22 protein-coding genes are annotated in these 23,458 nt (G+C 46.0%); 1 reads left to right on the forward strand and 21 read right to left on the reverse strand.

Features of this window, described 5'->3' with window-relative positions; all coding sequences use genetic code 11:
• The first annotated feature begins 307 nt into the window (after positions 1–307).
• Positions 308–1,099, forward strand: a complete 792-nt coding sequence (locus tag EDM56_RS12505; RefSeq protein ID WP_122918301.1) for a DUF2935 domain-containing protein — start codon at positions 308–310, stop codon at positions 1,097–1,099.
• Between the two features lie 32 nt (positions 1,100–1,131).
• Here the strand turns inward: EDM56_RS12505 and EDM56_RS12510 are convergent, their stop codons facing one another.
• The 21 genes from EDM56_RS12510 to EDM56_RS12610 form a co-directional block, all read right to left on the reverse strand.
• Positions 1,132–1,470 carry a YmaF family protein gene (locus EDM56_RS12510; RefSeq protein ID WP_122918220.1) on the reverse strand — a complete coding sequence of 113 codons (339 nt, stop codon included), beginning with the start codon at positions 1,468–1,470 and terminating at the stop codon, positions 1,132–1,134.
• A 509-nt stretch (positions 1,471–1,979) separates the two neighbouring features.
• Positions 1,980–2,969 (reverse strand): 1-aminocyclopropane-1-carboxylate deaminase/D-cysteine desulfhydrase, encoded by a 990-nt coding sequence (locus tag EDM56_RS12515; protein WP_122918221.1) that lies wholly within the window; start codon positions 2,967–2,969, stop codon positions 1,980–1,982.
• On the reverse strand, positions 2,962–3,309 hold the full coding sequence (locus EDM56_RS12520; RefSeq protein WP_122918222.1) for a thioredoxin family protein: 348 nt from the start codon (positions 3,307–3,309) through the stop codon (positions 2,962–2,964). The genes EDM56_RS12515 and EDM56_RS12520 overlap by 8 nt, the downstream gene beginning before the upstream one ends.
• Before the next feature lie 2 nt (positions 3,310–3,311).
• The gene (locus EDM56_RS12525) at positions 3,312–3,650 is read right to left on the reverse strand and encodes a thioredoxin family protein (RefSeq protein ID WP_122918223.1); all 339 of its coding nucleotides are present in this window, start codon (positions 3,648–3,650) and stop codon (positions 3,312–3,314) included.
• A 109-nt stretch (positions 3,651–3,759) separates the two neighbouring features.
• A complete protein-coding gene (gene trxB, locus EDM56_RS12530; protein ID WP_122918224.1) occupies positions 3,760–4,683 on the reverse strand; it encodes a thioredoxin-disulfide reductase in 924 nt (307 codons plus the stop codon).
• A 25-nt stretch (positions 4,684–4,708) separates the two neighbouring features.
• Positions 4,709–5,452 (reverse strand): amino acid ABC transporter ATP-binding protein, encoded by a 744-nt coding sequence (locus EDM56_RS12535; RefSeq protein WP_122918225.1) that lies wholly within the window; start codon positions 5,450–5,452, stop codon positions 4,709–4,711.
• Between the two features lie 19 nt (positions 5,453–5,471).
• Entirely contained in the window at positions 5,472–6,128 is a 657-nt protein-coding gene (locus EDM56_RS12540; protein WP_425456301.1) for an amino acid ABC transporter permease, read from the reverse strand.
• Positions 6,129–6,167: 39 nt separating this feature from the next.
• Complete coding sequence (locus EDM56_RS12545) at positions 6,168–6,992, reverse strand: amino acid ABC transporter substrate-binding protein (protein WP_122918227.1); 825 nt, start codon at positions 6,990–6,992, stop codon at positions 6,168–6,170.
• Between the two features lie 72 nt (positions 6,993–7,064).
• Positions 7,065–8,507: a sigma-54 interaction domain-containing protein gene (locus tag EDM56_RS12550; RefSeq protein WP_122918228.1), complete on the reverse strand. Its 1,443-nt coding sequence runs from the start codon at positions 8,505–8,507 to the stop codon at positions 7,065–7,067.
• Positions 8,508–8,619: 112 nt separating this feature from the next.
• A complete protein-coding gene (locus EDM56_RS12555; RefSeq protein WP_342772385.1) occupies positions 8,620–9,807 on the reverse strand; it encodes a MalY/PatB family protein in 1,188 nt (395 codons plus the stop codon).
• 219 nt (positions 9,808–10,026) lie between these two features.
• Positions 10,027–11,184, reverse strand: a complete 1,158-nt coding sequence (locus tag EDM56_RS12560; RefSeq protein WP_122918230.1) for a trans-sulfuration enzyme family protein — start codon at positions 11,182–11,184, stop codon at positions 10,027–10,029.
• Between the two features lie 349 nt (positions 11,185–11,533).
• Positions 11,534–12,913 (reverse strand): DJ-1/PfpI family protein, encoded by a 1,380-nt coding sequence (locus tag EDM56_RS12565; protein WP_122918231.1) that lies wholly within the window; start codon positions 12,911–12,913, stop codon positions 11,534–11,536.
• 266 nt (positions 12,914–13,179) lie between these two features.
• A complete protein-coding gene (locus EDM56_RS12570) occupies positions 13,180–14,247 on the reverse strand; it encodes a hypothetical protein (RefSeq protein WP_122918232.1) in 1,068 nt (355 codons plus the stop codon).
• A gap of 441 nt (positions 14,248–14,688) precedes the next feature.
• Positions 14,689–14,823: a DUF4023 domain-containing protein gene (locus EDM56_RS12575; RefSeq protein ID WP_122918233.1), complete on the reverse strand. Its 135-nt coding sequence runs from the start codon at positions 14,821–14,823 to the stop codon at positions 14,689–14,691.
• Positions 14,824–15,115: 292 nt separating this feature from the next.
• A complete protein-coding gene (locus EDM56_RS12580) occupies positions 15,116–16,594 on the reverse strand; it encodes a multicopper oxidase family protein (protein WP_122918234.1) in 1,479 nt (492 codons plus the stop codon).
• A gap of 246 nt (positions 16,595–16,840) precedes the next feature.
• Complete coding sequence (gene yhbH, locus EDM56_RS12585; RefSeq protein ID WP_122918235.1) at positions 16,841–17,992, reverse strand: sporulation protein YhbH; 1,152 nt, start codon at positions 17,990–17,992, stop codon at positions 16,841–16,843.
• A gap of 12 nt (positions 17,993–18,004) precedes the next feature.
• Positions 18,005–19,903: a PrkA family serine protein kinase gene (locus EDM56_RS12590; RefSeq protein ID WP_122918236.1), complete on the reverse strand. Its 1,899-nt coding sequence runs from the start codon at positions 19,901–19,903 to the stop codon at positions 18,005–18,007.
• A gap of 493 nt (positions 19,904–20,396) precedes the next feature.
• Positions 20,397–21,122, reverse strand: a complete 726-nt coding sequence (locus EDM56_RS12595; protein WP_122918237.1) for an HAD family hydrolase — start codon at positions 21,120–21,122, stop codon at positions 20,397–20,399.
• A gap of 76 nt (positions 21,123–21,198) precedes the next feature.
• Positions 21,199–21,669 carry a tRNA (cytidine(34)-2'-O)-methyltransferase gene (locus tag EDM56_RS12600; RefSeq protein WP_122918238.1) on the reverse strand — a complete coding sequence of 157 codons (471 nt, stop codon included), beginning with the start codon at positions 21,667–21,669 and terminating at the stop codon, positions 21,199–21,201.
• Positions 21,670–21,801: 132 nt separating this feature from the next.
• Positions 21,802–22,827 (reverse strand): amidase domain-containing protein, encoded by a 1,026-nt coding sequence (locus tag EDM56_RS12605; RefSeq protein ID WP_183192409.1) that lies wholly within the window; start codon positions 22,825–22,827, stop codon positions 21,802–21,804.
• A gap of 65 nt (positions 22,828–22,892) precedes the next feature.
• Positions 22,893–23,441, reverse strand: coding sequence for a methylated-DNA--[protein]-cysteine S-methyltransferase (locus EDM56_RS12610; protein ID WP_122918240.1), 549 nt, complete (start codon positions 23,439–23,441; stop codon positions 22,893–22,895).
• Positions 23,442–23,458 lie beyond the last annotated feature (17 nt).

Raw genomic sequence — 23,458 nt, forward strand, 5'->3', positions numbered from 1 at the left:
TACTTGATCAAGTTTAAGTGGGTCTAGAGAAACAGTTTTGACGGATTCTCTAAATGTAAGACATGGGGAAAAGCATTAGACTGTGTAAACTAAGTTGCATGCGTACAAAACTCTCTTTCACCCAACGCGTAAAAAAATCATGCATCCCCCACGGTATGCATGATTTTTTAGGCTTATCTCCTTGTTTCCCCTATAGGCCATAGCCTAAACAACTCCCTGGGTATTCGCATAGAAATATCCTGATTACTTTATTGGGGGAGTTCGTGTGGATAGTCAGGATTTCTTTTGTTCCTCTGAAGATGGCAAAATGGCTGACCATTTTGTAGAACGTTCATTAGAAGAAATTCGTTTTTGGTCAAGAATCATGAAGGAACACTCGCTTTTTTTGAAACTGGGATTCAATTACGACGATACAAAACTGATTCGAGAAGCTGATCGTTTTTACGCTATTTTCGAGGATATTGAAAACAAGTCACATGCTTTAACTGCAAATACGGACCCAGAGTACATGTACAACTTCAACAACGTCGTATATACGGCGGTTTCCCACATTTGGGCGTTTAAACGGAATCTTCTTGGATTGATTATTCAATGCAAGACAGGTGGCAATAACTTTCCGTTATTGGTGGACCACATTAGCCGGGAAGCCAATTACTTTCGGAATCGCCTAAAACAGCTCAATACCGGCACATTAGACCCATTGCCGGATGCGATTGTGAATGAGAATGTTTTCTTCCTCCGAATCATGGCTGACCACGCGAAATTTATCAATCATTTGCTGGACCCCTCGGAACGGAAGCTTGTTGAGCAGGCAAGAGATTTCAGCCACGATTTTGACCAATTGCTCTTCCAGGCGATTGACCTGGATTCCATGCGCCCACAATCGCAAACAGTTCCGCTTCTTGAACAATTTGTGGATCAGAACAGAATCTCGGTTCGTCAGCTCCGCGATTTTAAAAAGGCGGCGCGTGATCTGATCGAAGCCTGCAAGATCAAAAGTATCATTCCCCCGCTTCTCGCGGATCATGTCTTCCGGGAAGCGTCCCATTTCCTTGAAATTCTCGACTCGTTTGAAGCTGCTTTAACGAATGTCAGGTAACTTCGCAAACGATCAACGATCATCCATATCAGTTATTGAAACGCTTCACTGGTCATTCCGGAGTAATAGTGGATGTGCCCATCATCAAAACTGGTTTGTCCTGAAAATTCGTGGTAGTGGCTCCCGTTGGGCAAATATTTCGGCGGGCCGGTCCAGCCGCTGAAATTATGCACATGTCCATCAGCAAACGTAGTCGCGCCTTCGTAATAATGAACATGCTGATTTTCGGCTCCCTGCTGTGTTGACGTTCTTCCCCGTACCTGATGCCTGTGGCCTTGATTAACCGTGGTGGGAGTATCATAAACGTGTATATGAGCAGGGGAATGGCCAAACCTTACAAAGCGTACTGAATGATTGTGATTGTTCTTCATCCTGACACGCTCCTTTTTTCCTTTTCTATAACAGATGCAACTCCACTGGTGCAAGAAAGACTACCCCTGATCGAATTTGGAGTAGTCTTTCCATCTATCTAAAAAAAGTCACGTCTAAAAAACGGAGACTCACGGAAGAAAAACGGTGATTGCCTGAAGAAAAAAGGAGACTCGCGAAAACCTCTGAATTCAGGTGACCCAAATGTTCGAAATCCACCACGGCCACCGCGGAATCCACCGCGGAACGGTGGATCGTCTTGCATCCCACCACTGCACGATGATGGGTAATCGTCATATCTCATATAGCCACTTGATGATGATTCCCTTGCACATTTACATCTGCACCGTCTACGTGACAATGACCATCCCTCCTTTTGTCTATGATCAATCATATGTGTAATTTTGAATTGTGCTTTAGATAGATGACCAATTTAGGTAACAACCGTGTATTGCTAAATAAAACAAAAACGCCGGCTCTCTGCCGACGTTCTCGCTTCCCACTCATTTCTTCACCCATTGATCGCAAAGAGTCCTGGCGTTCCACCTGTATGCCAAAACAACACCTTTTCCCCCGGCCTTACCTTTTCTTTGCGGATATAATCGATACAGCCCGCCATCGCTTTTGCTGTATAGACGTGATCCAACAAAATCGCTTCCTTGCTCGCCAACAAATGAAGTGCTTCCATTCCGCCGTCAGTAGGACAACCGTACCCTTCTCCAATGTATTCGTCATGTAAATAGACGGGTAGATCGTCCAGATGCACTTCTTGATTGTCGCCTTTCCATGCAGTTGCTTCCTCTAAGCAGGATACAATTTTGGCTTTGATGTCAGTCACAGTTTGCCCGGACGATACTCCTACAATCCGGGTAGCGTCTTTGTGCAGGCAGCATCCATAGATCAGCCCCGCGATCGTTCCACCGGAGCCCGCTGAAACAAAAAGCCAGTCGAACTGTACGTTCTGTGCTGCCGCTTGCTCTTTCATCTCGGCATAGGCGTCTACATAACCTAATGACCCCAAACCGTTGGACCCGCCGACCCCAATCACATAAGGATGGAGTCCTTCCGCCTTGATTTTTTCAGCGTGCTGGTTTACTGCCTGCTCCATCTCTTTATGCGTACTCGCTCCCGAAAAAACAACCTCGACACCCATGTAATGATTCAAAAGATAATTCCCTTGTTTGCTCTCCTGTTTTTGGCCACCCAATACAAGAATGGGTTTCAAACCGAGCTGTATGGCCATAGCCGCGGTCGCCCGCGCGTGATTCGAATTGGGCCCTCCGGTCGTTATGACAGTGTCTGCGCCTTTTCGCATCGCGTCTGTCAGCAGGTATCGCAGCTTTCGCTGTTTGTTTCCGACCGTTAACAGATCGCCGTTTGCATCATCGCGTTTGATCCAAATCTCTCGGTCCAGGATGGCGCTAACCCTTGGCAGAAAGTGCAACTGACTTTCTATTTGCTGTTCGCTCATCATGGTATGGTTCGGTGATAGATTATTCATTTTGTAAATTTCCGCTTGCCTCTACTACTTGATTCAAAAACTGCTCAACCTCTTCCCGGCTTTTACCAAGCTTGCTAACAAAGCGGCACAGTTCCTTCCCTTCTTGGAAAGCAATAAAGCTGGGGATTCCGAACACATCGAGCTTCTCTAAAAGCTCAGCAAAATGGTCTCTGTTTACCGCGATCATCTCGATTTTTTCTTGATACGCTTCTTCAACAGATGCCATAAAAGTTTCGACGTGTTGACAGTCTGGGCACCAATCCACATAGAATTTCGCTACGACTGGCTTCGTAGATAGAATCGCCTCATCAAACGCTTGTTGTGTTTTCATCTCTTTCATTTTTATAATCCTCCCTTTATTGTTGTCACCATGTTGAGAAACTGCTCAACCTCTTCCTGGCTTTTTCCGAGCTTGCTTACAAAGCGACTCAGTTCCTTCCCTTCCTGAAAAGCTATAAAGCTGGGGATTCCGAACACATCGAGCTTCTCGAATAGTTCTGGAAAATGGTCACGATTCACTGCGATCAGATCCAGCTTTTCTTTGTATGCTTCTTCCAAGGATGGCAAGAAGGGATCGATACGCTGGCAATCCGGGCACCAATCAGCATAAAATTTTGCAACCACTGGCTTTTCTGATAAAATCGCCTCATCAAACTCTTGCGTTGTTTTGATCTCTTTCATCTGTATAATCCTCCATCTCTATTTCTCTCCACACCACCAAAGACATACTATTATGAATCTTCAGTATAAAGTTGATTAACCACCCCCTTCTCCGACATGCTCTTCCCGCCTATACCAGTGATTCAAGATATCGCTCGCAATCCAGAGCAGCCATGCACCCGCTTCCTGCAGCAGTAATCGCTTGGCGGTATTTGCGATCTTGCACATCCCCGCAGGCGAATACGCCCGGAATATTCGTTTCGGTTGAGCCAGGTTTCACGATAATATAGCCCAGATCATCGGTTTTGATTTGACTGTCTAAAAAAGCTGTGTTCGGCCTATGTCCAATTGCTACAAAAATGCCATCCGTATCCAAAATTTCTTCTTTCCCTGTATCGCCGTTTTTTACTTTCAAGCCAGTAACGCGCTTTTCTCCTGCCATAACCTCTTCCGGAATATGATGTAAGCTCCAGGTGATTTTTGGATTCTTTCGGGCACGGTCTTGCATAATTTTGGAGGCGCGTAGCTCGTTTCTACGGTGAACAACACGAACCTCAGACGCATACTTCGTTAAAAAATTTGCTTCCTCCATTGCTGAATCCCCGCCACCGACCACAATAATTTTTTTCCCGCGAAAAAAGAACCCATCACACGTTGCGCAAGTGCTCACACCTCGTCCGATATTTTCCTTCTCTCCTGGAATGTTCAATAGCTTTGCAGAAGCTCCGGTTGCAATGATCAACGATTGCGTTTTGATTTCCTCTACGCCTTCGAGCGTTATGGTAAATGGGCTACTTGAGAGATCGATTTTTTTCACCCACCCTCGCGTAAACGTCGCTCCAAAATGCGCTGCTTGCTCACGCATGTTCTGCATCAGCTCTCGTCCCATAATCCCATCTGGAAATCCAGGAAAATTCTCAACATCTGTCGTCAATGTCAATTGTCCCCCCGGTTCCGGTCCTTCGATGACCAAAGGACTCATGTTCGCACGCGCAAGATAAATGGCTGCGGTTAACCCGGCAGGACCGGTCCCGAGAATTACGGTCTTATGCATCATTTGCCCCCTCATCATGCATGTTTTATGAACAGAGTTTGTTTAAAAATTGCAATGTGCGTTCATGCTGCGTATGGTCAAAAATTTGTTCGGGTGTCCCTTCTTCGACAATGACGCCTTTATCGATGAATACAACCTTATCCGCTGCCTCGCGGGCAAAGTTCATTTCATGCGTGACAACGACCATCGTCATTCCTTCCTTCGCCAATTCTTTCATCACCTTTAACACTTCACCGACTAACTCAGGATCTAGTGCAGAAGTAGGTTCGTCAAAAAGCAAGACTTCAGGTTCCATGGCCATCGCTCTGGCAATTCCTACGCGTTGCTGTTGTCCACCGGATAGCTGAGCCGGGTAGTGGTTTGCGCGTTCTTTTAACCCTACTTTTTCTAATAGATGCATCGCTTTTTGGCGTGAAGATTCTTTGTTTTGCTTGCGGACAATAACCAAGCCTTCCATGACATTTTCAAGAGCAGTCATATGAGGGAACAAATTATAGCTTTGAAAAACCATACCGGTTTGCTGGCGGAACTTAATGACCGTATCTTTGGGAATATGTTTTTTATCCCCGAAATCCAAGCTGAATTTTCCGAGATTGATGGTTCCTTTTGTCGGCACCTCGAGCAAATTCAAACAGCGTAGCAGCGTTGTTTTGCCTGACCCTGAAGGTCCAATGATGCAAACCGTGTGGCCCTCCTCTATTTTCAGATCAATGCCTTTTAAAATCTCTGTTTGCCCATATTGCTTATGCAGGTTTTTTAACTCGATCACGTACATACCTCCTGAAAAATTATCTCGTCACATAACGATCGAGCCGCTTTTCCAGACGCCCTTGCGCGTCAGAAAGTACGGTACTGAACATCAAATAAATAACGGCGGCTACACAGTATAAAAGCAATGGTTCATAGGTAGTTGATGTGATTTGCTGTGCCACGCGAAACATTTCGGTCACCGTTATGGTAGCGGCCAAGGACGTATCTTTGACCAGGCTGATAAAACTGTTCGATAACGGTGGGACCGAGACTCTGGTTGCTTGCGGAAGAATAATCCGTTTCAATGCTTGGCGATTGCTCATGCCGATCGAATAGCCTGCCTCCCATTGACCTTTTGGAATCGAAAGGATTGCGGCCCGAATCACTTCTGAGTTATAGGCACCGACACTAATCGTAAACCCGATAATAGCCGATGTAAGCGGGTCAATCGTGATCCCGACACTGGGAAGACCGTAAAAGATAATGAACAATTGAACAAGCAAAGGCGTTCCTCGAACCACCCATACATAAAATTTCGCAACAGCGTCGAGCGGTTTAATCCCTGAGATCCGGGCCAATGCTGTGAGCAAGGCTAGAATGAGTCCCAGAAAAAAAGAGATAAGCGTCAATGGGACGGTAAAAATGACCCCTGCCTTAAGCATAGGGAGAAAAGAATGCGCAACGATGTCAATCATTCGCTGAACTCTTTCATCCGTAAACATTCGAACACTCCCTTATTTGGATACGTCAGTTCCAAAGTATTTTTGTGAGATTTCCAAATATTTACCGTCTTTTTTCATGTCGGAGAGTGCTTTATTTAGAGCCTCCACCAATTCTTTGTTGTCTTTTCTGAGCATAATTCCCATAATGGCAGGCTCATCAAGCTCCGCTACAACCTTGACAGGTGCATCCGGCTTTTGCTTGATGAAATCGAGATAAGACAAGCCATCATTTACAACCGCATCCGCACGGCTTGAAGCCAACAGATCGATGGATTGATTAAAGCCTTCTACGCCAACGATCTCCGCTCCCTTGGATACTGCGATTTCTTTATAATTACTGGTAAGTGTCTGCGCTGCTTTTTTTCCTTTTAAATCTGCAAAGTTTTTAATCGAGTCATTGTCTTTTCGCACAATCAAAACGGGTTTGGATACGATATAAGGCTCTGTGAAATCGTATTTTGCTTGACGGTCTGGACGAATTCCGACCTGATTGACAATGATATCGAATCGTTTCGAATCAAGTCCGGCAAACATACCGTCCCATTGGGTTTCGATAAATTCCGGCTTCACACCAAGTCTGCTCGCTACTTCCTCCGCTATCTCAACATCAAAGCCAATTAGCTTTCCTGAAGCATCATGGAAGGTATACGGTGGGTAGGTGCCTTCTGTGCCAATGCGAATTTTTCCGTCCGCTTTGATTTGACCAAGCAGATTATTGCTTCCGGTTGCCTGGTTTTGTGCTGGCGGTTGTTGCGTTTGCGTTTGCGTCGTGCCACAAGCAGGTAATACAAGTGAAACAAGTAAGGAGAAAGCGGCTATCATTGCATTCTTTTTCATGAACTTGCACCTCTTCCTTTTATTTTTATTAATAGAAATTTTCAGATAAATAAAATCAAATTAATAAATGCATTATTCCAACTTGTATTTGTCCAGCTTTCGATATAACGTGGAAAGACTAATCTGCAAGGTTTGTGAAATCTTTTCTTTATCATTTCGATAGGACTCGGCAAAATAAAACGTTTGCAAAATATTTTTCTCATACTCTTCAATCATTTGCTCTAAACTTAATCCCCGTTTCAAGCAAGCAAAATTCTCCTGTTTGTTCAGATAATCGGGCAAGTCATGAAATCCAATCGTATCGGATTCAGCGATATTGACCATATATTCCACCGCATTTTCCAGCTGCCTGATGTTTCCTGGCCAATCATATTGAATCAACCACTGCTCCAAGATTGGATCGATGCCGAGCTCATTGACTTTTAAAATTCGGCAATGCTTTCGAATGAAATAGCGAATCAATAACACAATGTCATCACGTCGTTCCTTGAGAGGCTTGGTGTGAAGCGGTATGACATTGAGACGGTAATACAAATCTTCGCGGAATGTGCCTTTTTCCACCATTTCCTCTAAGTTTCGATGGGTAGCGGCGATGACTCTTACATCGATCGGAATGATTTTTTTCCCACCGATCCGTTCAATGGATCGCTCCTGTAAAACTCGTAATAATTTTGGCTGCAGCGAAATGGGCATATCGCCAATCTCATCGAGAAATAAGGTGCCTTTATTGGCATACTCGAATTTACCGATATTCCCGTCACGTCTAGACCCTGTGAAAGCTCCTCCCTCGTAGCCGAACAATTCGCTTTCCAACAGATTTTCAGGGATAGCGGCGCAATTGATCGCGACAAAAGGATTTTTTCTTCGCGTGCTTTCATAATGAATCGCTTGGGCCAGCAGTTCTTTACCGGTTCCGCTGTCACCCCGAATGAGAACGGTCGATGGACTATTGGTAACGCGCCTTGCCTTTTTGATGACATCTTGCAGTCCGGTATTATGGCCGACAATGCTGTCAAAGGAAACAGGTTTGAAGGCAGCAGCATCCTCATACGCTTCGCACTCTGAGCCTTGGCTTTGCTCAATCAACAACAGTTTGTTCTCAATCAGCGAGCTCATATGATTCAAAAATGTTAGCAGCATCTCCGTATTCCGAATCATTCTCTCTTTCTGTTCAGCCGAAAACCCCGTGATCCCGATAACACCTACAGGTCGATCCCGTTTGAATATGGGAAAACCAATGATGGTGGAAACCTTGCACTGTGAAAGAAATTTACAGTTCATGCATTGTGATTCGTTTTTTATCACATCATGGGTCATGGCGGGTTTGCCCGTTTTCATGATCATCCGGAGCAAGGACCCATCTGGTGACGGTTCGCCAATCGTAATACGGTATACACCCGTTCCGCTGATGCGGATTCCGTTGTCATCAATTACAGTGACATCGAAACCAAGCACCTCATTCATGTTTTCCGAGAATGTTTGGACAAAATTTTGAATGCAGGTAAAGTCTGACATATTGCCCTCCCATGCTTGACATTTTGGATAGTCATTTCAAATAAAAGTGTACATGTTTAATTTTACTGAAATTCTCCATTCTATCCAACGTGTTTTACACGATAGGCGTTATCTATGCCCTGCACAAGAAAGTGACTGCTTCTTTTATTTGATGTACGCTCTTTTCCAATAGAGAGCGTGGACACCCGATGTTCATTCGCATGAATCCTTCTCCGTCTGTTCCAAAAATATGCCCTTCATTCATCGCAACTCTCGCTTTCGTAAGCATAAATGTTGCAAGCTCATCTGCAGCCAGGCCTAATTCTCGGCAATCCAGCCAGACCAAATACGTACTTTCCGGTTGAATCACTTTGATTTGCGGAATGTTCTCTTGGAAGTATCGAACGAGAAAAGCAAGGTTCCCTTGTATATAATCGATCGCTTGCTCCAGCCATTCATCACCGGATCTGTAAGCTATCTCTGTTGCAGTAATCCCGAGCGCATTCGGGGAACCGATCGCCAGACTATTGATTGATTGGTTAAAACGTTCGCGCAATGCTTCGTTCGGAATAATGATGCAGGATGTTTGCAGACCAGCCAGATTAAAGGTTTTGGACGGAGCAATGCACGTAAAGGATTGCTCGGCGAATGCTTCTGAAACAGCGGCAAACGGCGTATGTTTATATCCTTTGTACACAAGGTCGCAATGAATCTCGTCTGAAATCACCAGAATCTTGTTCTTGATGCAAATTTGCCCCAGCATCGTCAACTCTTCACGGCTCCACACCCTTCCTACCGGATTATGAGGATTGCAAAGGACTAAAATTTTGACACCGCCGTCCAGTTTCGCTTCCAAATCCGCGAAATCCATCGTGTATCGTCCGTTTTCAAATTTGAGCGAGTTGTTGACCACTTGACGCCCTAATGACGTGATGATGCGCGCGAAAGGGTGGTAGACTGGCGTTTGAATCATGATTTTATCCCCAGGCTGTGTAAAGGAATTGATAATGACGGATATGGCCGGGAGTATGCCAGGCGTGTGAGCCATCCATTCCCCCTCGATCGACCACTGGTGTCTTCTTTTCACCCATTGAACCAGAGCATCAATGTACGAATCTGGCCGACAAGCATAGCCGTATATGCCGTGCTCAACGCGCTGGGTTAAAGCCTGTATGACGGAAGGAGGCGATTTAAAATCCATATCGGCAACCCACATCGGAATCACGTCATTCACGCCAAAGCGATTCTGAAGATCATCCCACTTTTCACAGGCTGTATTTGCTCGGTCGATCACTTGGTCGAAATCATACTTCACTTCCATAACCTCCTGTTCATCGTTTGCATCTGCGAATCTATATGAGCAAGATCTGTGCCAGTTTTACAACTGCATCAAATCAACGTTTTGAGCGCTTTCAATTTGGCTCATTTGTCAATGTTGCAAATGATGATTGATAAAAACCTGCTTTCCTTAGTCGTTTCGCTTTTGCAAAATTAAAAAAATATTTCCGAGTTTGCTAAACCGGTCCTATTTCTGCTGCTATTATCCCAATGCGCTTTCGAGATCGTTCCAGATGTCCTCAACATCTTCGATTCCAACTGAAAAACGGACGAGTCCATCATGGATACCTGCTTGTTCTCTTTCTTCTTTGGGGATAATCGCATGTGTCATCGAAGCCGGATGTTGAATGAGCGTGCCGACGTCCCCGAGAGAGACGGCTAATGTGCACAGGTTAACAGAATTCATCAGGGTAACACCTGCTTCGTACCCCTCCTTCAAGACAAAAGATATCATGGCTCCCGGCCCTCGCATCTGTTTCTCCATGATTTGTTTATCTTCGAAGCTGGATAGGCCGGGAAAATAAACCCGCTCGATGGCCTTATGGTTTTCCAAGCGTTCAGCCAAAATCTGTGCATTTTCTTGCGCGCGATCCAGACGAACGTGTAAAGTGCGTATACCTTGACTGAGAAGCCATGCATCCATAGGAGCCAAATTTGCACCCATGGTCTTCTGCACTTCTTTTCTCATCGGATCGATGATGTCCTTACGTGAAATCACCAACCCACCAATCAGATAGCCATGGCCCGATAAATATTTGGTTGCGCTGTGTACGACAATATCAATTCCGCATCGGATCGGATTTTGCAAATACGGGGACAAAAATGTATTATCAACAACGGTCAAGACACCCTTTTGCTTGGCAACCGCCGCTACGCTCGTCATATCCACTAAGGAAAGGGTTGGATTGGATGGCGTTTCAAAATAGATCACTTTCGTTCGATCCGTGACGTGTGGCTCCAGCTCTTCTCCTGTTTTAAATGGTGCAAACGTTACGTCGATCCCAAACTTCTTTACGGTTTTGCTTAGAAAAGCATGTGTCGCGCCGTACAGAGCCGTGTGTGCAACAACGTGATCGCCAGCCTGCAAAAGGCCCAGCAAACACCCCGTTATGGCAGCCATCCCAGAGGAGAACGCCAGACACCCTTCACCAAATTCCAATGCCGCCACTTTTTCTTCTAGCTCTCGTACATTTGGATTTCCTAGGCGTGAGTACATAAAACCAGGATCCTCTCCGGCGAAGCGCTTTGCCCCTATTTCCGCATTATCGAAAACAAACGTGGACGTCATGTAAACAGGGGAAATATGTGAGCCGTGTCCAGGATCCTTATTCACTTTCACTAGATTTGAATTATATTTCATCGATTGTTACGCCCCCCACTTTTCGTACTCTGCCATGCTGTTTTTCTTTCTTCCTCCTTCCAGCTGGTTACCGATTTATTACTGCAAAAGGTATGCCAGCTCTGCACCCCTTATAAAAGCTGCTTTTTTTGTGGTTTCAACATTTGCTTTTTTTCATTTTTGCGACTGTCTTTTAGGGAATATCCAAATGACGCCCTTTCCTCTTTTGCAAGGTTGATAATTTTTTCGCAGTGTTGAAAGGAGGGATGATCAGGGGAAAAGAAAGAGGAGCTGCAGTTGCAGCTCCTCCAAAATAGACCAGCGATTATACCAATGGTTCGCTATTCTCGTCTTATCCTACTCGGGCGTGTCACCTCGAATCGACTATATCTGTGGACGATCCTTTTTTCTTACGTATGAAACGTCGGTCGATGAAATAAGCGGTGAGCAAGGACAGTACCGTGAGCAAAACTGGTAAGCCCAACGCTTCAAAGGAGAAGGAGTTGCCTTCCAGCTTCAAGTGGTCGGTGGCACGATATTCGAGCCGCTTGGCGGCAAATTTCGCCGTCTGTATATCCTCCTGCCGAGCCAAATCCTCGAGTGCCGGATCCATTGCAAACCGGCCTGCCGCTTCACTGTGCAAAAACAGCAATTGCGCGCTGTTGCCGTCGTCCTTCCACTGCTTGATATCTTGGGTGGCTGCAGTCTCGGCATCGGACCCGACGACAATCATTTTCGCCAGCTTCGGCACATTTTTGATCTGATAACGCGCGACCAGGTTCAGGCCGTGTTTCGTTACGATCGGTTCATTCGCGCTAGAAACGGTCAACATAGTCGTCGTTCCGGAAGCGGCGTATGTATCGAATGCGGCGGACAAATCCAGTTCATCGACGCCGTTATAGAGCAGCACGCCCGCCTTTACTTTGTTCCATTGATAAGCGTTGTTCAGTATATACGTAATATCGCTCAATCCGGCAGTGAACGGTTCCATTCGCGGGTTTTTCGCATAATCGTAAGAGGGATCGTTCATCTCCTCCGCCACTCTCTTTGCCGCTCCCTCGCCCAACTGCTTAGTGATGACGTAAAGCGTTGCGTCGATTCCCGAGGTGAGACCGGCAGAAGATACGATATGGCCTTGCGGGACATAGCGTTGATCATTCACCCACTGGACTTTCGGATATTGTTTCTTGAGTCGATCGATGTCTCCCCAATGCGTCGCGGCCGATTTGCCGTCCAGCAAACCTGTGTCCGCCAGGTTTTCCGCCCCGTTGCAGATGGAGAGCAGTGTCGTCTTGTCGCCCGAGTGCTTCCGGATCCATTCACGGACTGGCGCATATTTATTCTCGTCCAAAATCGGCATAAACGGAATGACGATAATGTCCGGACTTTTGCCGAGCATTGCGTCCATTTCGTCAAACGAATAATGCGGGACGACATCAAGTCCGCCGGTTAATGATTTGATTTCGCGATCAGGGGCAACTCCGTATACATTGTACGCTTTCGTCATCGCAAACATCTCGTACGGAACGAGAAAATCGAACACTTCCGTCGATTCGTTCGCCAGCAGTACCGCCACTGTTGGTTTGTTCGCATCATATTTCGGTACCTGCACATTCGACAATGCAGGGTCGGCTTTATCGTAAACGGACATTACTTCATTCATTGTATGAATGAATCCGATTGTGCCTGCCCCTCCAACGACTATGACAACCACGATGAAATAAATCATGATGCGCAATACCGTTTTCACGAGCTCACTCTCCTTTAGCAAAATTACCTACCATAAACTGTAACAAAACGTGGTGAATTTATCGTCAGTCTGCAGCTCGATAGAGAGGCGCGTCTAACGTTGGAACGGCTACTGACCCCTAGTCTGTTTCCTTTTTTCGGCATGGCTCGATAGGGCTATACGGTAAATGGATGTGAAGACACTGAATAACGAACGTTTCTCATCCTAGCGAGGCTTTTCAAAGCAAAAAAACATCTGCCCCTTGCAACTTCGGGCAGATGTCTTCGTTACTCGACATTTATTTTTGCATTTGTAATTGCTTCAAAATTAGTTTCTGGATTTTTTACTTTTGCTTCGAAATCATACATTTTCTTTTTATCGGGTTTGAACTTAATCAAGACCTTATAAACACCTTCTTTTTCGTCATATTCCTTGCTTATTTCTGAAACGCCATAATTGTATTCCCTGATGAATTGATCCGATTTTATCCCAAACACTTTATAAGTTAAAAGTAAGTAGATTTCGTCACCAAACTTCATCGTTGCTGTTTGTGGACTTATAGAAGCATTAATTTTTGAATCAGCCGTGACAGTAAACTTTACTACACCATTTCCTACTATTACCTCATTTGTTTCATCATTGTACATATGTAAAAGAAAGAATGGGGTATATACGCCCTCTTTTTTTGGCGTAAAATAACCTGTGGTTATATAAATATTCTTCTTTTGATCATAATAGGTTCTAACTTTCTCTACTTTTTGTGTATTGTCAACTGAATTAAACAAGTAGAATTTGAAATATCCTTCTTCCTTCAACTTTCCCCTATATGGCGTATGTACTGTAAATTTTATTTTTTTTCCTACCTTTAATGTCTTCTCTGGGGAAATAGTAAAGTCTGAATCTACACTTGGCCCTATAATTGGCATTTCATCAACACGGATCAGCTTTTCTGCAGATCCTATCCAGGTCTTATCTTTATCTTTCATGACAATTTTATATAGAACCGAAACATTTTCGATCGTAATCCCAAGATTTTCAGGTTTAAAAGTCGCCTTAGAAACATAATTGTTGCCTATCTTTTTTGTTTCGAGCTGAATGGTTTTCTTCTCTTTAAATACGATCTCTAAAGATGCATCAAAGGTTTCCCCTTCTTTTTTTGTCACAGCCTCTATTTGTATTTCCTCGCTTGGACTATACTTCCCCTTGATCGGACTAATTTTTAAATCAACGGGTACATTTACTTCATCGGATGCAAAAGTCACGTTGGGGATCATGGTTGTAAACAGCATGAAAAAGGTGAGCAACATCCTCGGGAGATGAATTCCAAGTGATCTTATTTTTTTTGTTACATACATTTCCTTCCCCACCTTACAGAGTAATAACAACATTGTAAGTGGTCATCCAAATATTAACAATAATTCTTTTTTCTTAAAATTCCTGTAGTCCATTTTTCGAAATGCTTATTTTTGTTGCGTTGTAGCACTTATTCGATCTGCTCGGATCGGAAATGGCGGTTTTCGGTCAAGGTAAAAAGAAAAAGGAACCGCTTTCGCAGCTCCCCCAAAAAATCATTAAACTGGAATGCTTTTCTCGTCTTATCCAACTCGGATTGCCTACACTGTGCAGGCGCCTTTCAGCACACTTAGCGTTTAATCAGCCGAGTCTCAATACTGTTATACGTATTATTTCCCCATCCCAAAGTAATTCATTCGATGGGAAAGGGCTAATGCGAACTTGTTGATATGAGTCTTGGAATCGCGGCTCTTTCCATATCAAGACCTCACGAAAACGCTCCCCTAAATTCCCTGCTTGCTCGGCAGCCGTTTTTCCGGATGCCCATATCCTTGATGCTCTTTGTTTTTCTCATCTTTGAGCTGATCATCCTTGATCTTATCCACAAATTCCTTGGTGCTCATTTTTTCCAAATCCATTGTCGACCCCTCCTGCCATCTGAAATTTCCTCTTTATTGTGTCCCTCCATCAACGTTGCATTCCCTCCTTGTAACTGGAAACGACAGCATTCTCCCATTCCAAAACAACAAAAACGCCGGCATTCTCTGCCGACATTTTCGTTTTCGTCTCCATCGTTATCCTTGGCCTTCCCGTTTCCCAAAAAACGTCTTCAACGCTTCGAACACTTCGCCCTTTTCGAGAATCACGGAATACATGAACTTGGGATCTTTACATAGACAAAAAATCGAATCTTCAAGAGTCTCTAGTTGATTAGTGATCATCAGGGTTTTTTATGGTCAATGGTCGCATCATGTCATGGTCTTCATGCTCTAATTTATGACAATGCCATACGTATTTTCCGGCATATGGTTTAAATCGCATGATGATTCGAACCGTTTCTAGCGCGTTGACTGTCACAGTATCTTTTAAGCCAAAATCAGTTGGGATTCGTTTCCTTATTTTACCACTATTTTCACGGCGACCAAGGACGAGAAAATTCACTAAGTGGATATGAATGGGATGGCCACCTTCCGTTTTATTTTCCAGTTCCCATATCTCAATCGAATCAAGTAGTGGCGTTTCTGTCACTGGATCATCCCACTCAAATCCATTTAACAAAAGCATAGGACGTCCATATTCATCTTGTGTCTCATCTAGAGTTAAATGTCTTACCTTTTTGACTGCTTTGAGTGGAATACGATCAATTTTACTTAAAATCGACGGAACTTGACTGTGGTCTTTTTCGTTTAGCTGCTTTGTCACCTTGAACGCCATCACGTCACCAATTGGATTGCCTAATTCATACTGGTTTTGTAAGATGATGGTTTCACCCTGCAGTTTAGAGAAATCCACCACGATGTCAATCCGCTCAGCCGAACCAACTTGCAGGCTTTGTACCTCAATCGGATGTTCAAGGAGCCCTCCATCTGTTCCGATTAAGAAAAAAGACTGAGAATTACTAAATTGAAACAGGTATGCGCGAGAGTTAGACGCGTTTAGTAAACGGAATCTGTATTTGCGGGGCTCAACTTCTAAAAAAGGCCAAACTTTCCCATTCACTACCATTGTATCTCCAAAAAAACCATCAACAATCGATGGAAATGGCAAATCTGGTGAGGGATTGCTAGGCTGTGATGGATAAAACAGAGAGCCATCGGGATTAAATGACTTATCCTGAACGATGAGCGGCACTTCATATTCCCCCTTCGGAAGCGGAAGCGCCTTCTCTTCTTCATCGCGTATCAAATAAAGACCGGCAAGACCTGCATACACATTTAACCGGGTGATTCCGAGGGTATGGTCATGGTACCAAAGAGCGGTCGCTCTTTCACGATTGGGGTATTCATAAGTTTGTGTTACAAATTCTGGTCCCGTTTGCCTAAAATTTCTAGTAAACCACGCCTCTGGGTGTCCATCGCTTGCTGGTCTACTCGAACTTCCATGTAAATGCACAACGGTTCGAACTTCAGGGGTATCCATCGCCCCATGAATCGTGGTATCGACGGGCAAAAAATGTTTATTAGGTAATTTATTTTCCCATTTTACGTAAATCGGTTGGTCTTTTTCGACTTCAATCGTTGGACCAGGCACTGTCCCCTGATACGCCCAAACTTTTGTTTTTGGCAAATTTTTGTGAAATCGATGTCGTGCTTGTATCATACGTACAACATATGGGTTATTGTGGGGGTTCTTTTTTAGTTTGATTATGGGCGGAATTGGTAGTTGATCGACAAATTTCTTCAATTCCATTTTTTTCACTCCTTCTTCCATCTCCTCAATCACTATGGCCACACAAACACAAGGGAGTCAACAACATGAAAATTCTACCTATATTTTATTTTATGGATGTAAAACCATGAGTATAACAACACTGGAAGACTCCTCTTTTCATTGAAGAATTTTCAAATGAATATAAAAAGTCGCCTTGTCAATTGTGACAAAGCGACTCTTTTTCGATCCTCATTTGTATTCATTCCAGCCGAAATTTTTTTACGTCTACACTTCCTTTTTCCCAAAAAACGTCTTCAACGCTTTGAATACTTCTCCTTTTTCCCGAATCACGGAGTACATGAACTTGGGATCTTTGACATGCCGGTAGGCTGACATTAATGTGGAATGGCGGTTATATTGGTTGACTTCGCCATATCCAAACATATTGCACCGATCCATCAGTTCCTTCACCAGCTTGACGCAGCGCTCATTGTCAGAAGTCAAATTGTCGCCATCGGAGAAGTGGAATGGGTAGATGTTGTACATGGACGGAGGATACCGTGCATCGATGATCTCCAACGCTTTTCGATACGCGGAGGAGCAAATCGTTCCGCCACTTTCGCCCTTGGAAAAGAAGGCGTCCTCGCTCACTTCCTTGGCGTCCGTATGATGAGCGATGAAGGCAATCTCCACCTTCTCATACTTGGTGCGCAGGAAACGCAGCATCCAAAAGAAGAAGCTGCGGGCGATATACTTTTCAAATACCCCCATCGAGCCCGACGTATCCATCATCGCGATGATCACCGCGTTGGAATGCGGCTTGATGATATCCTCCCATGTTTTAAAGCGAAGATCGTCATTGGTGATGCCAGTCTCCATGTCACTGTAGCCAGCCAGTGCGTTGCGGCGGATGGCGGCGAGCAGCGTGCGCCGCTTATCGATGTTCCCCATCAGCCCTTTTTTGCGCACATCAGTGAACCGAGACTCCTCAATGGTGATCTCATTTTCATCCTTGCGCTGTAGGTTGGGCAGCTCCAGCTCCTCGAAAAGCATTGCCTGGAGCTCTTCGACCGTGATCTCAACCTCATAATAATCTTGGCCGGGTTGGTCGCCGGCGCCTTGCCCTTTCCCTGCCCCTTGGGCCGGGTCTCCGTCCTTGGCAATGACGTCACCGACTTTCGAGTTGCCTTTCCCCTGGCCGCCGTGCTGGCCTTTTTGGAAATTGTAGCGGAATCTGTATTCGTCCAACGAACGAATCGGAATTTTCACAACATCCCGTCCGTTCGACATGATGATGCTTTCCTCACTGACCAAATCAGGCAGATTTTTTTTAATCGCCTCTTTTACTTTTTCTTGATGTCGATTCTGGTCCTGGTGTCCTTTACGATGAAGGCTCCAATCCTCCTTGGAGACGATAAAAGAGTGCGAATCCTCCATACGGTCACCCCCTTATCTGTTTAAGAGACTCCCCACGTAACGGAGCAGCTCATTGGCGCAAATCGGGCAATAACCATGTTCATCAATCAGTCGTTTCGTGACCTCATTGATTTTTTTCAGCTGGGTTTCATCCGGTGTTTTGCTGGAGGTCGTGATTTTCACGACGTCCTTCAGATCCGCGAACAGTTTTTTCTCGATTGCTTCGCGCAAACGGTCGTGCGTGCTGTAGTCGAACCGTTTTCCTTTGCGCGCGTAGGCCGAGATGCGGATGAGAATTTCTTCGCGGAACGCCCGCTTCGCATTTTCCGAGATGCCGATTTGTTCCTCGATGGAACGCATCAAGCGCTCATCGGGATCCATCTCCTCGCCGGTAACAGGGTCACGCATTTTTTGCATGTTGCAAAATGATTCCACATTGTCGAGATAGTTATCCATCATCGTTTTGGCCGACTCTTCAAAGCTGTAGACGAATGCTTTCTGCACTTCTTTCTTCGCCAGTTCATCATACTCTTTGCGTGCCACAGAAATGAAATTCAGGTATCGGTCCCGTTGTTCTTTGGTAATGGACGCATGCTGGTCCAGTCCTTCCTTCAAAGCACGGAGAATGTCGAGCGCATTGATGCACTCGGTATCCCGTCTGATCAGCGCGCTGGAAATCCGGTTGATGACATAGCGCGGGTCAATTCCGGACATCCCTTCATCGCTGTGTTCTGTACGCAGTTCTTCAATATCAGCCCCTTTGAAGCCCTCCACCGATTCGCCATCATAAAGGCGCATTTTCTTGAGCAGATCGGCTCCCTGCTTTTTGGATTCCTTCAACCGCGTCAAAATGGAGAAAATCGCCGCGGCCCGGAATGCGTGCGGAGCGATGTGCACATGGCCGAGATCAGACTGGCCGATCAGCTTGGAGTAAATTTTTTCCTCATCGCTGACCTTCAGGTTGTAAGGGACAGGCATCACGATGATACGCGATTGCAGCGCTTCGTTCTTTTTGTTAGCGATAAACGACTTGTATTCCGATTCGTTCGTATGAGCGACAATCAGCTCATCTGCCGAGATCAGCGCAAAGCGACCGGCTTTGAAATTCCCTTCCTGCGTAAGCGACAGAAGATGCCACAAAAATTTCTCATCGCATTTGAGCATTTCCTGGAATTCCATCAAGCCGCGGTTCGCTTTGTTCAATTCCCCGTCAAAGCGGTAGGCGCGCGGATCGGATTCGGATCCATACTTGGTGATGGTGGCAAAGTCGATGCTACCCGTCAAATCGGCGATATCCTGCGATTTCGGGTCAGACGGACTGAACGTCCCGATTCCGATACGTTCTGCTTCCGAGAACAAAATGCGACGGACAGGGAAATCCTCAATCCGCCCGCCATATTCTGTCTCCAGCCTCATCCGGTTGTACGGGGTCAGCTCGCCTTCGATTTTGATGCCCAGCTCCGCTTCCACCTCAGGGCGCAGCTCACGAGGAACGAGATGAAGTGGTTCTTCTTGCATTGGGCAACCATCCAACGCATAGACGGCTCCATCATCCGTACGGCTGTAGTCCTCCAGACCACGTTTGAGCATCGTCACAATCGTCGATTTACCACCGCTGACCGGCCCCATCAACAGGAGAATCCGCTTGCGCACATCAAGCCTTCTCGCCGCAGAATGGAAATACTCCTCAACCAAGCGCTCAACCGCTCGATCGAGCCCATAGATTTCTCGGCTAAAAAATGTATACGAACGACTTCCATCCTCATTCTCTTCAATCCCTGCGTTCCGAATCATGTTATAGACCCGGGAATGTGCAGTTTGTGCAATGGTTGGATTTTTTCTGACCAGCTCCAGGTATTCCGCAAACGTGCCTTTCCACGCCAATTTTTCTTCACGTGTGCGGTGTTCCGATATTCTTCTTAAGATATCCATGCTGCTCACTCCTCCCTGTACCGCCGCTTTCTTTCGCACGACAATGTACTATCATGTTTATGTTCTGCCTTGAACCTGCATGCCCAAAACAGCCAGTTTACCAAAGGAAACATGCGTGACAACTGATACCTTTCCATATTTTTATGCAGAAACCCAAAATATGTATACCAGCTTGGCGGGAAAAGATTATGGAACGTGAAACCGGGTTGCAACAAAACTGTCATGGATACGCGGTTTGCAAAACGGAGAGGCTAGTTTATAATAAAAACATTATGGTGGAAAAGGGGAGTACATATGGGTACTTTTATCGTTGGACTTGTATTTGCATTATTCGTTTTCTTCATCCTGACCGCCGGATACAACGAGGACAAAACCTGGAATCTGTAAGAGCGGCGAAAAAGAGCAAAGGCAGGAGCCATCGGGCTTCCTGCCTTTTTCTTATAAGCTTTTTACTTGGGATTGGGTTAGCCTCGGCACGCTCCCTGCCTATGCTTTAAGCGAAAATGCCTTCCCTATTCGCCAATGCTTGGTAAAGCTCTTCAATCGTACCGGTCTGATCGATTGGAAACAGCGGTTCCCCGCGATTTTCCACGTAATTGGTAACCAAATACGTTTTCATCCCGATTTTGCTCGCCGCCATATCTTCCTGCATATGATTCCCGATCATGATGCATGCGGACGGCGATACGCCCAGCTTTTCGCAAATTTCACGGTAATACCCCTCATGCGGCTTAGTAAAATGGGATTCTTCATACACTGTAACCAACTCAAAATCATCGGCAGAAAGCCCAATCCAGCTCAAACGGCTATGGATCGCATCTCGCGGAAACACCGGATTTGTCGCGACAGCCAGCCGGTACCCCGCTTGCTTCGCAGCCTCCACGATCTTTTTGGCCCATGGGGAAGGATAGGTGTAATGAGACAGCTGAGGGAACACCTCTTTATAAAAGGCATCGAAGACAGGCCAAATGTCTTCCTTTGTGACACCGCTCTTTCCCAGAAACCGTTCGATGAACACCTGTTCATTCGTTTTATGCGGCTCATCACTTGTGATCATCGCTTTTGTCGCATCCCACACTAGCGCAACAAGCGTTTCGGCATCAAAGCGATCTCCGACATACTTGCTCAATTCTTTCAGGTACGCTTTCACGAACGCTTCCGTATGCATCTCCAGCAGCGTCCCATCCAGGTCAAACAATATGGTACTTCTCTTCTCCATCGCTTCTCATCCTCGCTTTTGTCAGGAACATGTTTTGATAGCTTGTCCAAGCAAGCTTTGTTCGTTTGCGGGCAAGCTAGTCCAAATTGGGAAATCCAAGCTGCCGAAATGCCTCAAACACGACGATTGCAGCGCAGTTAGACAGATTGATGGATCGTGTCGCTCCTCCCATTGGGATGCGGATTCCATTTTCCCGATATTCCTCGACGAGCTCCGGAGGAAAACCGGTTGTCTCTTTTCCAAGGATGATGAAGTCGCCATCCTGAAATTGCACATCGGTATATAGCTTTTCCCCTGTCGTTTCCACGAGATAAAAACGGCCCGGTCCATTTCCGTGAACCTGCTTGAAATGGGCAAAATCATCATAATGATGAACCGAGACGGCATGCCAATAATCAAGCCCTGCTCGTTTCAAATAACGGTCGTCTGTCGAAAAGCCCAACGGATGAATTAAATGCAAATGAGCCCCAGTCGCTGCGCATGTCCGGGCGATATTGCCCGTATTAGCAGGAATGAGCGGCTCATGCAGCACGATATGTAGCGGCATCTTTTGTAACTCCTTCAATTTCTCAGATGGTAGAATACTCGTCTGTACCTTGGCACTAAGCAAGAATACAAGCAGCAGGGCGCGAACCATCTGAAAGACGACAGCCCGCGTTGATCCCCACGCCGTTTTTTCTTACTCGTTTCCCCGTATATGAAAAAAATCATACTTGATGTTATCCGTATATGCAGTGGAATCCTTATACTCCCAATAACGCTTGCTGCTGTTTGTTGTATGGGCATTGACAAGCGGCATGCCGTTGCTGTCCTTACCAGTGACGATTGTGTTATGCTGCCAATGACCGTCTCCGTCAAAGTCATAGCAGATGATATCCCCCAGCTCCAGCTCCTCGGGGCTGCTCTTCCGCACGGCACGCATCGGCGCCTTACCTGAAGCCAGCAGCCTGTGTAAGCTATCAGCTACGGCCCAGCTATAGCTCCAGTTTTCATGCCAGCCGCGAAACCACCAGCCTGTGCTCTTGTTACCGGTGCTGATCATGGGTATCCCACCCGCGTACAGACACTGCGAAATAAAGTTCGTGCAATCGACTACCAGGTACGGATAGGCGGGGTTTGGATTATCCCAATGCGTATCCGCATAAAGTACAGCACGCAACCGGTCGTAACCGCCGCCTTGTCCCTTAATGACCGGAACTGCTGGCTGAACGTGTTCCCTGTGCTGCTCTTCCTTGCCAGACTGAAAAGCGAATCCTTCGGTAAATGCAAAATGGCCAACTTGCCCGCCAACGTTTGCAACCGTTCCACTTGGCGATAAACTGATCGGCTCCCATTGCTTTTGGAATCCCCATTTTCCATTGATCCGCTGCAAAGATACCTTTTTGGTGAGGCTCACTTGTTGCTGCAACGGCTGCTCTCCATGCCGATAGCGAAGCTGCTGATTTAGCTTCAGCACCACATCAACTTGGTTCGGCCCCCGTTCCTGCGCATGCAGCGGCCTTGCGCTGATTTGGGCTGTGAGTGGGACGGCGCGGCGGCTTTTCAGCTGAGCAAATTCTCTTTGCCACCGAACAGCCTCTTGCCGCCTGTCCTCCGCATCCCAAAACGCTCGCGCCAACTCATCCGACCTTCCCGTAACCATAGCACGATTTACCTGCTCGATATAGGATTTCAGAAAAGCTCTCCATTCGCCATATGCAAGCATTACCGGCACCCCCATCGTTTTGGTGAGAGTATATGTCAGAATGCGTGCAGACAGCACAAACGGGTCTACTCAGCTGCAAATAAGCTGATTTGTTCCAAGGTCGGCGACAAGACGCCTTCCAGTCGCAGCAAATGCTCCTTGATCGGTAGTCCCCCTCCATAGCCCACCATTGAGCCATTTGCACCGATGACACGGTGGCATGGAATAATCAACGGAATCGGATTTTTGTTGTTTGCTCCTCCGATCGCTCGCACGGCTTTGCTTGACCCGATGAATTCAGCGATATCTTTATAAGAACGCGTCTCGCCATAAGGAATGTGTGTTAACGCAGACCAAACCGTTTGTTGGAACGGTGTGCCGTACAAATCAAGCGCCACCGTAAAATCACGCCTTTTTCCAGCAAAATATTGTTCAAGCTCCGCGACCACTTGGCAATTGCGCTCATCGTCGGGAACAGGCAGCTGCAGCCCATGCTTCTGACACCAGTCGGCAAGCGACCGGACCGCCTCTTCATCGGCACTAAAATGGATGTAACATAGCCCCTTTTCTGTCGATGCAACCAATAATGATCCGATCGGCGTCTCAATTGCGGTATACCCTACTGTTCCTGCCATTCGCTCATGCCCCCTGT

Origin of the sequence: Brevibacillus fluminis (genome assembly GCF_003710825.1) — a bacterium.
GTDB lineage: Bacteria > Bacillota > Bacilli > Brevibacillales > Brevibacillaceae > Brevibacillus_D > Brevibacillus_D fluminis.